Genomic DNA, 14,796 nt, shown 5'->3' on the forward strand with positions numbered 1-14,796 from the left:
TTTGCCTGGCGGAGATAGCGCGGTGGTCCCACCTGACCCCATGCCGAACTCAGAAGTGAAACGCCGTAGCGCCGATGGTAGTGTGGGGTCTCCCCATGCGAGAGTAGGGAACTGCCAGGCATCAAATTTAGCAGTAAGCCGGTCATAAAACTGGTGGTTGTAAAAGAATTCGGTGGAGCGGTAGTTCAGTCGGTTAGAATACCTGCCTGTCACGCAGGGGGTCGCGGGTTCGAGTCCCGTCCGTTCCGCCACTTATTAAGAAGCCTCGAGTTAACGCTCGAGGTTTTTTTTCGTCTGCAATTTCATTATTGCCAGAATCGCAAAAATCCTCTGCATTTTACGCTCTTTTTCCGCAACAATCTGAAGTCCATAATCATCTCAGTTAACGAACATATCATTAAAAGAGGCATATTATGGCTATCCCTGCATTTGGTTTAGGTACTTTCCGTCTGAAGGATGACGTTGTTATTGCATCAGTAAAAACCGCGCTGGAACTTGGCTATCGCGCAATTGATACCGCACAAATCTATGATAACGAAGCTGCTGTAGGTCAGGCGATTGCAGAAAGCGGCATACCACGTAATGAACTCTATATCACCACTAAAATCTGGATTGAAAATCTCAGCAAAGACAAACTGATCCCGAGTTTGAAGGATAGTCTGCAAAAATTACGTACCGATTATGTCGATCTGACACTGATCCATTGGCCGTCACCAAATGATGCGGTATCAGTAGAAGAGTTTATGCAGGCGCTGCTGGAAGCGAAAAAACAAGGGCTGACGCGTGAGATCGGTATTTCCAACTTCACCATCCCGTTGATGGAAAAAGCGATTACTGCTGTTGGCGCTGAAAACATCGCCACCAACCAGATTGAGCTCTCTCCTTATCTGCAAAACCATAAAGTGGTCGATTGGGCTAAACAGCACGACATTCATATTACCTCCTACATGACGCTGGCTTATGGGAAGGCATTGAAAGATGAGGTTATTGCTCGTATCGCCGCGAAACACAATGCGACTCCGGCACAAGTGATTCTGGCATGGGCGATGGGGGAAGGTTACTCGGTTATTCCTTCTTCTACTAAACGCGAAAATCTGGAGAGTAACCTGCAGGCAGTAAATTTACAGCTTGATGCCGAAGACAAAAAAGCGATCGCCACGCTGGATTGCAACGACCGCCTCGTAAGTCCGGAAGGTCTGGCTCCTGAATGGGATTAAACTTCTCTGACAGCTCCTCCGGGAGCTGTTTTTATATGCTCACTAAGGAAATCGATAAAGGCTCGTATACGGGTGCTCACTGCACGGTCGCTGTAATAAACGGCGCTGAAAGGCATTTCCACTGGCAGTACTCTATCTGCCATTAACTCTACCAGTTCACCACGTGCAATTTCTTTGTCGATCATATAGTCAGACAAACACGCGATCCCGTTGCCACTCAGGCAAAGCTGTTTCAGCGTTTCCCCGCTATTGGATGACAAACCGTACTTCACCTCATGTAATTGCCCATCGCTACAGGCTATCGGCCAGGTATTGAGGGAGGCTGGTTCAGTGAATCCCAGGCAAACATGCTGCTTTAAATCGTCGATAGTTTCTGGCTTCCCGTGGCGGGCAATATAATCGGGGGAGGCGATAATTTTTCGATAGCTGTTAAACAACGGTCTGGCTCGGAGGCTGGAATCCGTTAATGCGCCGGCGCGAATCGCAACATCCACTTTTCTTTCGATCAAATTAATAATGGTTTCGGAGGAGACTAGCGATAAAGTAACTTCCGGATAGCGTTCACGAAATGGTTTAATCAACGGCATCAGAAAGTGCAATATCACGGGGGTCGCGGCATCGATCCGTAACAGTCCGCGTGGCGTATTACGTGTCTCCATGATTTCTGATTCTGCTGCGGCCATTTCCTGCAAAATCGACTGCACACGCCGAAAATAACGTTCCCCTTCCTCCGTCAGGCTAAGTTGCCGCGTGGTGCGATTAAGCAGGCTAACGCCAAGTTTCATCTCCAGCTTTTTCACCGCCCGGCTTACCGCAGAGTTCGCTTGTCCTAATTGTTCTGCCGCCCGGCTAAAACTTCCGCTTTCGACTACCGAAACAAAAATGGCGAGTTCTTCCGACGTGGCTTTCATTTTTGCTCCTGTTGCAAAATATAAAAGAGATTTTGAATTTATTTGTTATTAAACCATTCGGACAGGTGATAAGTCATCCGATTTAATGATCATCAATGATGAGCCAAATTCTGTCCGATGTAAGCACTTGCTTACATAACAATATACAATTGCTCGTTGAAAGAGTGAGCTAAAATCCCTATAACAGTAGAACCCTCCCGAGTGCGGAAGGGTTGACGTAATAGAGGTTTCAAAGTCAAAAGTGCGAAAAAACACCTATGCCATGCGCTATGTTGCCGGACAACCTGCGGAAAGGATCTTACCGCCAGGGTCTTTTGCGAGCATCGGCCAGGCATTACCCCCCGGAGAGCCGTTAAGTACCGAAGAGCGTATTCGGATCCTGGTGTGGAACATTTACAAACAGCAACGTGCTGAATGGTTGTCGGTACTGAAAAATTACGGCAAAGATGCGCATCTGGTGTTATTGCAGGAAGCGCAAACAACACCAGAGTTAGTGCAGTTTGCGACCGCTAACTATCTCGCCGCTGATCAGGTGCCTGCTTTCGTACTGCCACAACATCCTTCCGGTGTTATGACGCTTTCGGCGGCGCATCCTGTTTATTGCTGTCCGTTACGTGAACGAGAACCTATTTTGCGTCTGGCAAAGTCGGCGCTGGTGACGGTCTACCCATTGCCAGATACGCGTTTATTGATGGTGGTGAATATTCACGCCGTTAACTTCAGCCTGGGCGTGGATGTCTATAGTAAGCAGTTACTTCCTATTGGCGATCAGATAGCCCACCACAGCGGCCCGGTCATTATGGCGGGAGATTTCAATGCCTGGAGCCGTAGAAGGATGAATGCCTTATACCGCTTTGCGCGGGAAATGTCGCTGCGTCAGGTGCGTTTTACTGATGATCAACGCCGTCGGGCGTTTGGTCGTCCGCTCGACTTTGTTTTCTACCGTGGGCTGAATGTTAGTGAAGCTTCCGTACTGGTTACGCGCGCTTCCGATCACAATCCGCTACTCGTTGAATTCGGTCCCGGCAAGCCTGATAAATAAGGTATGTCAGGTCTGCCACAGGGCAGACCAATGTTTGGCGCTGCCCTTTAATACTCAAACAACTAAAGGACAGCGCAATGACAACACAATCCCACCATGACCATGTAGAAAAGCAGTTTAGCTCGCAGGCCAGTGAGTATTTAACCAGTACCGTGCATGCATCCGGGCGAGACTTGCAGCGTCTGGCTGCGCGTCTGGCCGGATATCCTGAAGCTTGCGTGCTTGATATGGGCTGTGGAGCAGGACATGCCAGCTTTGTCGCGGCGCAAAATGTGCAGGCGGTGGTGGCGTATGATTTATCTTCACAAATGCTGGATGTTGTTACACAAGCGGCCAATGCACGGCAACTGACAAATATCACTACTCGCAAGGGATATGCTGAATGCCTGCCATTTGCCGATCGCTCTTTTGATATTGTTATCAGTCGTTATTCTGCCCATCACTGGCATGATGTCGGTGCGGCACTGCGTGAAGTGAATCGGGTACTGAAGCCCGGTGGTCTGTTGATTGTGATGGATGTGATGTCACCGGGTCATTCGGTGCGCGATATTTGGTTACAGACGGTAGAAGCGTTACGTGATACTTCTCACGTGCGCAACTACTCCAGTGGCGAATGGTTGGCGTTAGTCAATGAAGCCAGTCTGGTTGTTGATAACTTGATCACCGATAAATTGCCGCTGGAATTTTCTTCGTGGGTCGCGAGAATGCGCACGCCAGAAGTATTAGCAGACGCTATTCGTGTTTACCAACAGAGTGCATCTACAGAGGTGAAAACGTATTTTGCCTTGCAGAATGATGGCTCTTTCACCAGTGATACTATTATGATTGAAGCTCATAAAGCGGCATAAATAAAAAAGGCACCGGGGGAATCGGTGCCTTTCTGTTATCTGGTTTGTCAGGAATCTGGCATGTTGTTGTTTTTTACAAACAACGTCAGCTTATCGCCTGGTTGCAGATTCGCAGTGTCGCTGTTCCAGCGCATCACATCTTTGATGTTCACGCCGTGACGCTTAGCAATGCTTGAAAGCGAATCGCCTTTGCGCACACGATACGTAATGCTATCGCTGTTGTTTGCCAGCCGCTGTGCGCTATTACCCGCGCCAATCGTCAGACTTTGGCCGGGTTTCAGCTTAGAACCGCGCAGATTGTTCCACTGCTGCAAATTCTTTGTGCTTACGCCGAGACGTGAAGCGATGCTTGAAAGCGTGTCGCCAGAGCGTACGGTGTAAACACGGCTGTTAAGTGGCGTATTGTCGGCAACCAGTGTTGATTGTACGGCAGCAATTTCGCCTGAAGCCAGAGATTCACGCAGTTGATCTGCATGTTTCTTTGGCACCATCACGTATTGCGGACCACTTGCGCCCAGCGTGGAACCTTTTACGCCAGCGTTGAATGTCTTCAGCTTGCTGACAGAAATTCCCGCCATATCTGCAACCTTCGCCATTTCAACTGGGCTACTCAGGTGTACACGCGCCAGAGCACGGCTTTCATCGGTCGTCGGCAGACGTACGCCATAACGCTTGCTATTCTTGAGAATATCACTCAATGCCAGCATTTTAGGCACGTACTGCTTCGTTTCCTGTGGCAACGGTAACGACCAGAAGTCTGTGGATTTACCACGCGCTTTGTTCGTTTTAATTGCCTTCATGACTCGACCTTCGCCGCTGTTATAAGCCGCTACGGTCAGAAGCCAGTCGCCGTCAAACATTTTGTTCAGACGCTGCATCATGTTCAGCGCAGCCGTTGTTGAAGCAACAACATCGCGACGCGCATCATAATTGCGGGTCTGTTTCAAACCATAATTGCGCCCCGTGCTCGGAATGATCTGCCAGATGCCTGCGGCATTGGCGCCAGACGTTGCGTGAGGATCAAAAGCGCTCTCCACTATGGGTAGTAGTACCAGTTCCATAGGCATGTTACGTTTTTTAACTTGCCCGGCAATCCAGTACATATACGGCTCTGCCCGTAAAGTTACATCGTGGAGATAGCTCTTATTGCGTAAATATTTCTGTTTCTGTTCGCGAATCCGGTCATTTTCCGGAATTCCCATCTTTAGCTCGTCGCCTATGAAAGCCCACAAGTCACCATCTGGCGCGATAGACGTCCCATCGTCCATCCATCGTGCCTGACTTGTAAACTTTGCTGCTTCCCCTTGACCAGCTGCAGAAAGGCTCTGTGCGTGCTGTTGAACGTTACCGGTACTCTGGCAACCTACGAGCAGGACAGAGGCGAGTAATATCGCTTTTGCCTTCATGTGTGTGTCAATAGTTGCTTAAAAGACGACCGATCATAACGGCGAACGAAGCCAATGACAAGAAAGTTTTATCAGAACCTATCTTTCTTTGACCTTAACCATGCAAAACGCTCTTCAGGTTGTTGCAATAATGTTTCTTTATTAATTACATTAATTAAATCAATATCTTCTGTTCTCAAAAAAACATTAATTTGTCGCTCATTTTTCAGAATTACGGGGAGTGTTATTTGATTTTTTGCCCGTAACTCCTTAACTTTACGATAATAATCATTTATGGACAAATCATGCGGAAGAATACTCAAGGCAAACTTCATATTTGATAAAGTATATTCATGAGCACAACACACCAATGTATCATCAGGAAGTTCACTTAGTTTTTTAAGTGATTGATACATCTGTGGTGGAGTACCTTCAAATATCCTCCCGCATCCTCCAGAAAACAAAGTATCGCCGCAAAATAGATAAGGATTACTGAAGTAACAGATATGTCCTAAAGTGTGACCTGGTGTAGCAATTACACTAAATTCATGCCCTAAAACGAAGGCAGTATCGCCATCTTTGACTACCTGCGTTGTTCCCTTATCTTGTGTCTCTTCGGGTCCATACACCACAATTTGCGGATACTTTTCTACCAGTTCTTTTACACCGCCAACGTGATCGTGGTGATGGTGAGTGAGGAAAATCGCTACTGGTTGCCAGTTGTTATCTGAAATCGCCTTTAATACAGGTTCTGCCTCTCCCGGATCGACAATCAGGCAACGACCTGCTTCATCAGATAAAACCCAGATGTAATTGTCATCAAAGGCGGAAATACTGTTAAGATTCATAGATTACCTCTCAGTGCGAAACGGAAGGTTGTGATGAAACCGGCAAGGAACCCTCAAACTGTCGTGGCTCCTGATTGCTGGGGCGATTTGCCCTGGGGAGAGCTTTATCGCAAGGCGCTGGAGCGTCAGCTCAACCCATGGTTCGCTAAAATGTATGGTTTTCATCTGCTTAAGATTGGCAATTTAAGCGCAGAAATCAATTGCGAAGCGTGCGCGGTTTCTCATCAAGTGAATGTTTCTGCACAAGGAACGCCCGTACAAGTGCAGGCGGATCCGCTTCATCTTCCTTTTGCCGATAAATCCGTCGATGTTTGTCTACTGGCGCATACGTTGCCGTGGTGCACTGACCCGCATCGTTTATTACGCGAAGCCGATAGGGTATTGATTGATGATGGTTGGCTGGTTATTACTGGCTTCAATCCCATCAGTTTAATGGGATTACGTAAACTTGTGCCGGTATTGCGAAAAACATCGCCCTATAATAGCCGGATGTTTACCCTGATGCGGCAACTGGACTGGCTTTCTTTGTTGAATTTTGAAGTAGTGCATGCCAGCCGTTTCCATGTTCTCCCGTGGAACAAATATGGTGGAAAACTATTGAGCACGCATATTCCTGCGCTTGGTTGCTTACAACTTATTGTTGCCCGGAAACGGACTATTCCTCTAACGCTCAACCCGATGAAACAGAGCAAAAACAAACCGCGAATTCGCCAGGCGGTTGGTGCCACCCGGCAATTTCGTAAGCCGCAGGCTTAAACTTCGGCTTGATAGCCCGTATCTTCCAGCGTGGGATTCATCGCTGCTGCGCGAGCCAGTTCATCGCAACGTTCGTTTTCCGGATGCCCGGCATGGCCTTTAACCCATTCCCATTTGATTTGATGCTGACCCAACGCGGCATCGAGACGTTGCCAGAGATCGACATTTTTTACCGGTTTTTTGTCTGCGGTTTTCCAGCCCCGTTTTTTCCAGTTATGGATCCACTGGGTGATCCCCTGGCGGACATACTGGCTGTCGGTACTCAAAATGACTTCGCAATGTTCTTTTAACGCTTCCAGCGCGACAATAGCAGCCATCAACTCCATACGGTTGTTGGTGGTGCGGGTGTAGCCTGCGCTAAAGGTTTTTTCGCGTCCGCGATAGCGTAAAATAGCGCCATAACCACCCGGCCCGGGATTACCCAGACACGAACCATCGGTGAAAATTTCTACCTGTTTAAGCATCTCTGGTAGACTTCCTGTAATTGAATCGAACTGTAAAAAGACAAGTCTGACATAAATGACCGCTATGAGCACTGCAATTACACGCCAGATCGTTCTCGATACCGAAACCACCGGTATGAACCAGATTGGCGCGCACTATGAAGGCCACAAGATTATTGAGATTGGTGCCGTTGAAGTGGTGAACCGTCGTCTGACGGGCAATAACTTCCACGTTTATCTGAAGCCCGATCGGCTGGTAGACCCGGAAGCCTTTGGCGTACACGGTATTGCCGATGAATTTTTGCTTGATAAGCCCACGTTTGCCGACGTAGCTGATGAGTTTATGGACTATATCCGCGGCGCGGAGCTGGTGATCCATAACGCAGCGTTCGATATCGGCTTTATGGACTACGAGTTTTCGCTGCTCAAGCGCGATATTCCAAAGACCAATACCTTCTGTAAGGTAACCGATAGCCTTGCGGTAGCGAGGAAAATGTTTCCTGGCAAGCGCAACAGCCTCGATGCGTTATGCGCTCGCTATGAAATAGATAACAGTAAGCGTACGCTGCACGGGGCATTACTCGATGCTCAGATCCTGGCGGAAGTTTATCTGGCGATGACCGGTGGTCAAACGTCGATGGCTTTTGCGATGGAAGGAGAGACACAGCAGCAACAAGGCGAAGCGACAATTCAGCGTATTGTGCGCCAGGCAAGTAAGTTACGCGTTGTTTTTGCGACAGATGAAGAGCTTGCAGCGCATGAAGCCCGTCTTGATCTGGTGCAGAAGAAGGGCGGAAGCTGCCTCTGGCGGGCATAATTATCCGTTGAAGGCGCTAAAAATAGCACGTTGGGCGATTTTTGCAGCAAACGATTCAAAAGATGAGAAAAACCGTTGACGAAGAACGAGGCAGTCCGTAATATTCGCCTCGTTCCCAACGGAACACAACGCGGAGCGGTAGTTCAGTCGGTTAGAATACCTGCCTGTCACGCAGGGGGTCGCGGGTTCGAGTCCCGTCCGTTCCGCCAGTATTCAGAAAGCCCGAATCAGTAATGATTCGGGCTTTCGTCGTTTTGGACGCTGAGGGAATTTGTTGCCCCAGAATTAAAACGGATATGATTTAAAAAATGGCCACATAATATAATGGCCAGCCGTTATACATTCCGTCCATTTCTGTTATTCCAGCGCATCCCATTTCTCCAGCAGTTCTGCTGGAATTTCATTTATTACCTCCGAGAAGCGTTTTCCAATCAGCCGTTCCGCCTGGCGCAGCAAGGGAATAGTCGGGCTGCTCGGTTCGCTGTGCTCAAACCATCGACGTATAACTCGTAAACGTTCCAGCGCGTCGTTCCGGTCACGGATCTGCCGGGGTTCTGCGCCGGGCAGCGGAGATATTCCCACCGCAGTATGTACCGGTGGCACAACGTGCTCTGCCTGTATCTGTTCAGTATGATCGATGGCGGCGTTCTCCGGCTGTTCAGCCTGCGGTTGCGGCGGGATCTCCGGCGTGGTGCTCTGCACCGCTCCTGGCAATAGGGCCAGCAATTGTGTAAGACGCGAAAAGTCCGGGGCATGATCATTCAGCGTTGCACGCGCATGACATTGCAGGCGCTCTGTGGTTTCCGAGGCCTGGCGAAAGGCATCCAGCGGCAGTGCGCCTTGAGCTTCCAGGTCGGCCAGTTGCTGGCGTACTGATTCTGGTGCCAGCGCATCCGTCGGGCGTGATGCAGACAGCGAACGCTCCACATCCCGTACCTGAAGGCGCATAGCAGCATTGTTTGACAGCATAATGCCACGAATATCCGCCATTACTCCTTCGTGGTCCAGCAGCGCCGACAGCGCGTTACTGCGTGCTACTGTAGCATCTTCGGCGGTGATATCTTCAGTCGCGAGCAGTTGTGGATGGATGGTGTCCGGGTACGTGGCGCACAGCATTTCCAGTAAGGTAAATGCCTCCGCCAGCCCTCTGGCACCGGCCTGCTGGATACGGCAGCGCAGCAGGACAACCAGAATACGGATATCTTTACTGCGCGTCAGCAGGCGGCGGGCATCCCGCTCAAGCTCCGCCCAGTTAATGGTTTCCGGCGTACTGACAAAATCGCCGTATTGCGCTTCTTCACGCGGCGTTGCGCGGGTGAACAGCAGCAGGTATTCAGGATCGTACTCCAGATCCGGGCCACATGGGCATTCAGCCGAAACAGGGTCAGCCAGAGATGTTTCCATTAAATTATCCTCAGTACGCCAGATAGTGTTCAGGTTCGAAAATCATGCCCGTCACCGGGTTATCATGCATGGCCTTTCCAGCCCAGGCAGTCCAGCCAAGCTGGTATGGGCCGCCTGTAACAACCGGAGGTGCAGTGTGTGGTTTAAGCTGTAGCTCAATTTCCCAGCAGTATTCAAAACCGGTGAAGGCGCGAACCAGTTCCGTCAGCACCGGCAAATTATTGCCGCCAGGCAGAAAACGTTGGTAATCCTCTAGTGTCAGCGGACCAATGACCAGCCGAAACTTATACTGCATGTCCGGTACGGCCTGTCCTATGAGTGCGCCGTTGCCAATAACGGAAGAGGGGGCAGGAATGCCCAGTCGGGTGATCTCGTCATTTGCTACGGCTATCCAGTGCAAAACGTACTCCTGTACTCGGAATGGCACGCCGAAATAGTGCGCCAGCGTGGCTGCCAGTCCGTCCGGATTGCGGGATTCACGCACCAGATGAGCCGATGCCGCAAGGCGAACGTGATCCGGCAACGGGCTGTCGGCGCATTCCCGCAAATCCTGTCCGCTGAGACTGGCGATATAAAAGGCAAAGCGGTCATGTTGCGGATTATCCAGACCGCCCCCGGCGGACTGAGCGCTGCGCCATGCCTGGTAAAATTGCGTCAGCCAGCGGTGATGAAAAAGATCGGAAAAACGAGTTAGTGTCGGATCGCGGCGGCTTTCGGTCCGGTTATGTGCCAGTTCTGTGTAGTGCAGCGGTAGCGGGCCGTTCGGCCCCCACAGCCTGAGGCTGTAAAGGCTGATGTTCAGTCGTCCTTCCTGCCAGCTCACACTGGCGATTTCCCTTGGTGCAAAGGTCAGCGCAGGTGTTTGTCCCAGGCGAAATTTTTCCATCCTCGGTTGCCATGTGCCGCCAGCCGGGATGGTGCACAACTGCACATCAACGCGACGCATCAGGTTCAGAAAACCGTAACGCCAGGGAGTTTCCTGCGCCTGCGTGAAATTGCCGCTCATATGCTTCCCCGCTGTCCAGCCCTGACCGGCCAGGTCATAATTCTGCCGCGCTGCATGCTGTGTAGCGTCATTTGCGAGAAGGTGTTAATGGAAACATGACGGGCGATATAATGCTCCAGCACCAGACCGAACAGATATGGACTGATACCCGAGAAGCCTTCTTCATCCACGGTCAGTTCACAACTGACGCCTCGACCATAGACCAGCAAACCGGAACCTGGCAGACGACGTGTGACCGGTGTCGTTTTGCAGCCAACCAGACTACGCACCTGACGCGACAGCGGACTGTCATGCGCCGGAATAAACAGGCTCAGCAGATCGCGCAACGCCTGGCCGCCGGTGCGGTGATCCAGATCGGCCAGTGGCAGATAATTAAAAGATAACTGGCGGATCAACCGCCAGGCCATTTCACGTTCAGCCAGCGGGGGCTGCGGCGGTCGCGGTGGACGGATAAGCCCGACGCCCGCCACCGGGATTGCCGCATCCACGGTCAGGTCGTTCCGGCCATTGCGTGTAATAAGACAGGGGAGATCGCGGTTGGTTATCATGGCCGTGATGGTGATATGGCGCAGATTTTCCGGGTACGGCGCTTCATACTGATCAACCAGTGACAGGAACACTTCCGAACCCGTATAGGGGGTTCGGGTGCCGTAACGGCGGGCGTTTTCTGATAAGCGGCGCGGTTCCCGGCGCAGGGAAAAATAACGCCCGTGGTTGCCTTCATCGTTATTGCGCGTGTGGTAGAGCGGGCGAAAGGCTATCTTCCGTGTGGTGTCAGTTTCCAGCCCTTCCACTTCCTGAACCGAGAACACCTCATAATCCAGTGGATGGGTTCTGTCTACTACCAGATGCTGCTCCGTCGTGCTGTGCGTGACGTCGATCCGGGCGGTGACTCGGGGGAACAGGTTGACAACCGGGGTACAGAATAGACTGAGCTGTGTGGCATCCGTCTGGTGGCTAAGCCAGTCCGGCGGCAGGCGGTTCAGCAAAATGACGATTTCCGCCACGCCGCCGTGAATTTTCTGTAGCCCGGCAGACAGTCCCGTTGGTGTGAAAAAATAAAATCGCTCCGGGCAGGCGAAATATTCATGCAACAGGTTATGGCCGTGGAATACGTTCCACGCCAGCGGCAGTAGTCCCTGATCCGGCTCCAGACCCTCATACATGACGGGCTGTTTCAGGTTCACATCCAACATGCCGTCAAAATGGCCCGGAACGCCAACCAGTGTGGCGATAGCGCTGGTATGCAGCAGTTCGAACAGGTGTGAGGCCGTGCGTTCCTCGCCGCAGAGATAAAGCGGCAGCCTGTCCAGCCCGGCAAGCTGGCTGAAAGTCAGTTCACCGAAGGTGCGCAAGGTAATACGCAGCGCGCCAGCAACGTGAATGTTAGCAGGCAGGTAGCGGTGCAGGGCGGGCATATCTGGCGGTGCGGCGGTCAGACGTGCTTCTTCGATGGCAAGTGGCCACAGTGTCACATCCTGGCTGCTGCGAAACTGACAGGCGGTGCTTTCACCTTCCGGGATGGCGGAAAAAAAGGCAGTGCTGCGCGGTACGGTGAACCCCTTTGCCAGATCACCTTCTTCCGGGTCGGGATGGAGTTGCGCCACACTCATTGAGGGCGTGGGGGTAACGTAATTAGGGCTGACGACCTCCAACAGACGCTGGGTGAATCGGGGGAATTCAGCATCAATTTTAAGCTGCGTGCGGGCGGTCAGGAAGCTGAAGGCCTCGACCATCCTTTCTACATACGGATCGGCAATATCCGTTCCATGCATACCCAGCCGGGCGGCGACTTTAGGATGACGGGCGGCAAATTCGGCTCCCGTTTCCCGCAGATAGCTCAGTTCGCGGTTGTAGTATTCCAGTAGCCGTGGATCCATCGGTCACCTTCTGTATTAAAAAAATGTAATGTGGCTCTGTTCCATATCCAGCACGCTGCGTACCCGAAATGCTGTAGGGTACGGCTGCGTGAGGATTTCGCCGCGAATTTCAAACTGTAATGTGTTATGACCGCTCTGGCGGCGCTCATCCTGGAGCGGGATGATTTGCAGAGTGGATGCTTTCAGGCGGGGTTCAAACCGAATGATGGTACGTAAAATGGCCCTGCGGATATCGTCCCATTTGTGTTCATACAGAAAGCTGCCAGCCAGCGGCGGCAGACCGTAGTTCAGTACGGAAGCCGCAGCCTGCGGGTAACACGCGGCATCAATATTATCTTCATGACTGACCGTGTTGAGCAAAAATGACAAATCCCTACGGATGATCTCCCTGAGCTGTACCGGACTGACGCTGATATCGTGGTCGCGCTTCTGCTGTGGAGCATCGTCACACAGTCGATCAAACAATGTAGGCATCAGGTGGTTGCTATGGCGCAGGCGAAAGTCGCTCATGCGTCACTACCTTCGGGCGCATTAAAGGTACAGGCGGTCATATCCAGCAGGCTAATATCGCCGTGACTGGTGAGCCACATTTTTTGTCCCAGTGCCGTAACCAGGGTATCTCCTGGCCCGTCCTGCCAGACGGTTTCCCGGCAAAGGCGTAAGGTGTCAGAAGCACTTTCAGAACCGCTGTAGCGGGAAAACAGCCAGGCGCTGTGCGTGTCACCGTTATGCAGGGTGATGTTGACGGGTTTCCAGAGCAAATCGGTCAGATGCACGGGCCGTGGCGATTTCAGCGAACGAATTTGTGAAAATGGCAGCCAGATATATACACCGCCCGCGATCAGTTCGAGTACCGGGCCGGTACGGGAATCACTGTCACTAATCCAGTCAAATTTACCGCCATTCCACTGCCCGGTAGTGTCTGTGATGGCCTCAAGTGCGCGGTTGCGGTGGACATCAGCTTCCTGCGCTTCACCACGGGTGTTACCGGTGAGGGCGGCCAGCAAATTCTCCATCCACGCGGGCGGGGAGAGAATAAAACCGGGACGCTGTTCCCCCTGAAAGCAGGTGTGGCGGTATATCTCACAGCGGATCAGCTCCCCAAATATCTGAGCCTCTCGGGTATAATTAGCGTCTATTCGGGCGCAAAGCTGAATTTGTTGTAGCGCCCGCGACCAACAGCCTGTCACGCACAATAACTGAAACAGATTGTGCCGATGTGAAGCCAACGTCGGCTGCTTCTTTACCTGTTGCTCCGCTATCTGAATTCCTTCCGCTACAGAATAATCCCGCAACAGCGCCGACAACATCGCCGGTAGCACGTTATTATTTGTCATGATAAATATCTCCGTGTTGTACCGGGGTGACCCGGTAATGACTGTCAATGCCGATGATGCGGTGCTCACGTTGTGTCAGGTCGGGTAGAATGGCGTTATGTATCGTTTCCTGTGCATATTCCGGGGAAAGCAGATGCAGGATATCGGGGAGAATCGTTTCGACAGGCCAGGTGGTTTCTTCTTCGCCGGTGGTATCCAGCACATCGAGAATCGCGTCAATACTTAGCCCACCAGTGACTATATCCTGCAATGTATCAGTTTCAGAGGTCAGGCTGCATAAGGAGGTCAGATCCTGTGTGACTGCCTCTTCGTACAGGGGAAAAGGATCAACATGGTGATGAATATCCTGTTCGGGGGACGACAACGCCTGGCGGTATTCTTGATAAAGAAGGGGGAGTGGGTTATCTGTTTCTGGGGCAACTTCTGTGGTGACTGCGCCGTGGATCGGAATGATATCGAACGGGTTTTGCGGTTGTGTTTGCTGTTGTCGAAACCAGTCGAGATCGAGATACTCAATCATTGTTTTTGGTGAAGCGGTAATCTGCGCTGTCGTCTTTTCCACGTGTAAAGCCGTGGATGGTAGGTTACCGCGCACAAGACACCATGAAGATAATCCCCATTCAATCAAGTCTCCTTCGTTCAGGCGCATACGGTGATGCGGCTCGACAATCTGATCATTTACCGTGCAACAATATTCATCAGACTGATTAATTATCCACCATGCCTCTTCGTGGCGGGTCAGACTGAGGGCAATCTTTACATCATCATTTGCCTCAAAAACAGGGATCCAGGGAGTGGTAACGGTGAAGATAATTTGGGTTCCTGCAGTCGCATAAATTGTGTTATCGGAGATCCCATGCGCCTGTATTTTTTGTAGTCCCCAGGTAATATTTTGTTTCATT

General features: G+C 51.3%; 15 protein-coding genes, 2 tRNA genes and 1 rRNA gene. 8 read left to right on the forward strand and 10 right to left on the reverse strand.

What is annotated here, in order from left to right; all coding sequences use genetic code 11:
- The first annotated feature begins 4 nt into the window (after nucleotides 1–4).
- From rrf to dkgB, 3 genes are all read left to right on the forward strand, one after another.
- Nucleotides 5–120, forward strand: a 5S ribosomal RNA gene (rrf, locus tag C7B16_RS17515).
- A gap of 54 nt (nucleotides 121–174) precedes the next feature.
- A tRNA-Asp gene (locus C7B16_RS17520) sits at nucleotides 175–251 on the forward strand.
- 162 nt (nucleotides 252–413) lie between these two features.
- Nucleotides 414–1,217 (forward strand): 2,5-didehydrogluconate reductase DkgB, encoded by an 804-nt coding sequence (gene dkgB / locus C7B16_RS17525; protein WP_038354861.1) that lies wholly within the window; start codon nucleotides 414–416, stop codon nucleotides 1,215–1,217.
- On the opposite strand, the gene yafC is transcribed toward dkgB, so the two are convergent.
- Nucleotides 1,214–2,128: a DNA-binding transcriptional regulator YafC gene (gene yafC / locus C7B16_RS17530; RefSeq protein WP_000648552.1), complete on the reverse strand. Its 915-nt coding sequence runs from the start codon at nucleotides 2,126–2,128 to the stop codon at nucleotides 1,214–1,216. The genes dkgB and yafC overlap by 4 nt on opposite strands.
- A 241-nt stretch (nucleotides 2,129–2,369) precedes the next feature.
- On the opposite strand from yafC, the gene C7B16_RS17535 reads away from it, so the two are divergent.
- Nucleotides 2,370–3,170: an endonuclease/exonuclease/phosphatase family protein gene (locus tag C7B16_RS17535; RefSeq protein WP_001230982.1), complete on the forward strand. Its 801-nt coding sequence runs from the start codon at nucleotides 2,370–2,372 to the stop codon at nucleotides 3,168–3,170.
- Nucleotides 3,171–3,247: 77 nt separating this feature from the next.
- Nucleotides 3,248–4,018 (forward strand): class I SAM-dependent methyltransferase, encoded by a 771-nt coding sequence (locus C7B16_RS17540; protein WP_000211694.1) that lies wholly within the window; start codon nucleotides 3,248–3,250, stop codon nucleotides 4,016–4,018.
- Between the two features lie 47 nt (nucleotides 4,019–4,065).
- Here the strand turns inward: C7B16_RS17540 and mltD are convergent, their stop codons facing one another.
- Together mltD and gloB are read right to left on the reverse strand one after the other, a co-directional pair.
- The gene (mltD, locus tag C7B16_RS17545) at nucleotides 4,066–5,424 is read right to left on the reverse strand and encodes a murein transglycosylase D (protein WP_000644687.1); all 1,359 of its coding nucleotides are present in this window, start codon (nucleotides 5,422–5,424) and stop codon (nucleotides 4,066–4,068) included.
- 71 nt (nucleotides 5,425–5,495) lie between these two features.
- Nucleotides 5,496–6,251: a hydroxyacylglutathione hydrolase gene (gene gloB / locus C7B16_RS17550; RefSeq protein WP_001515750.1), complete on the reverse strand. Its 756-nt coding sequence runs from the start codon at nucleotides 6,249–6,251 to the stop codon at nucleotides 5,496–5,498.
- Nucleotides 6,252–6,284: 33 nt separating this feature from the next.
- On the opposite strand from gloB, the gene C7B16_RS17555 reads away from it, so the two are divergent.
- Nucleotides 6,285–7,007 (forward strand): class I SAM-dependent methyltransferase, encoded by a 723-nt coding sequence (locus tag C7B16_RS17555; protein ID WP_001515751.1) that lies wholly within the window; start codon nucleotides 6,285–6,287, stop codon nucleotides 7,005–7,007.
- Here the strand turns inward: C7B16_RS17555 and rnhA are convergent.
- Nucleotides 7,004–7,471: a ribonuclease HI gene (gene rnhA, locus C7B16_RS17560; protein WP_000917882.1), complete on the reverse strand. Its 468-nt coding sequence runs from the start codon at nucleotides 7,469–7,471 to the stop codon at nucleotides 7,004–7,006. The two genes, C7B16_RS17555 and rnhA, sit on opposite strands and share 4 nt — an antisense overlap.
- A gap of 64 nt (nucleotides 7,472–7,535) precedes the next feature.
- Here rnhA and dnaQ point away from each other — a divergent pair, with 64 nt between their 5' ends.
- Both dnaQ and C7B16_RS17570 read left to right on the forward strand, forming a co-directional pair.
- Nucleotides 7,536–8,267 carry a DNA polymerase III subunit epsilon gene (dnaQ, locus tag C7B16_RS17565; protein WP_010379295.1) on the forward strand — a complete coding sequence of 244 codons (732 nt, stop codon included), beginning with the start codon at nucleotides 7,536–7,538 and terminating at the stop codon, nucleotides 8,265–8,267.
- Between the two features lie 132 nt (nucleotides 8,268–8,399).
- Nucleotides 8,400–8,476, forward strand: a tRNA-Asp gene (locus C7B16_RS17570).
- 148 nt (nucleotides 8,477–8,624) lie between these two features.
- Here C7B16_RS17570 and C7B16_RS17575 read toward each other — a convergent pair.
- From C7B16_RS17575 to tagK, 6 genes are read right to left on the reverse strand one after another with little or no spacing between them, the layout of a single operon-like run.
- A complete protein-coding gene (locus tag C7B16_RS17575) occupies nucleotides 8,625–9,671 on the reverse strand; it encodes an ImpA family type VI secretion system protein (protein WP_000450215.1) in 1,047 nt (348 codons plus the stop codon).
- 10 nt (nucleotides 9,672–9,681) lie between these two features.
- Complete coding sequence (tssG, locus tag C7B16_RS17580) at nucleotides 9,682–10,677, reverse strand: type VI secretion system baseplate subunit TssG (protein ID WP_107179951.1); 996 nt, start codon at nucleotides 10,675–10,677, stop codon at nucleotides 9,682–9,684.
- Nucleotides 10,674–12,557 (reverse strand): type VI secretion system baseplate subunit TssF, encoded by a 1,884-nt coding sequence (gene tssF, locus C7B16_RS17585; protein ID WP_001515753.1) that lies wholly within the window; start codon nucleotides 12,555–12,557, stop codon nucleotides 10,674–10,676. The genes tssG and tssF overlap by 4 nt, the downstream gene beginning before the upstream one ends.
- A 15-nt stretch (nucleotides 12,558–12,572) precedes the next feature.
- Nucleotides 12,573–13,067, reverse strand: a complete 495-nt coding sequence (gene tssE, locus C7B16_RS17590; RefSeq protein WP_107179952.1) for a type VI secretion system baseplate subunit TssE — start codon at nucleotides 13,065–13,067, stop codon at nucleotides 12,573–12,575.
- Nucleotides 13,064–13,894 (reverse strand): type VI secretion system accessory protein TagJ, encoded by an 831-nt coding sequence (locus C7B16_RS17595; protein WP_000183894.1) that lies wholly within the window; start codon nucleotides 13,892–13,894, stop codon nucleotides 13,064–13,066. Before C7B16_RS17595 ends, tssE begins: the two co-directional genes overlap by 4 nt.
- Nucleotides 13,884–14,795, reverse strand: coding sequence for a type VI secretion system-associated protein TagK (tagK, locus tag C7B16_RS17600; protein ID WP_000812393.1), 912 nt, complete (start codon nucleotides 14,793–14,795; stop codon nucleotides 13,884–13,886). Before tagK ends, C7B16_RS17595 begins: the two co-directional genes overlap by 11 nt.
- Nucleotide 14,796 lies beyond the last annotated feature (1 nt).

It is taken from the genome of Escherichia sp. 20412-1, from assembly GCF_003027595.1.
In the GTDB taxonomy this organism is placed as follows: domain Bacteria; phylum Pseudomonadota; class Gammaproteobacteria; order Enterobacterales; family Enterobacteriaceae; genus Escherichia; species Escherichia marmotae.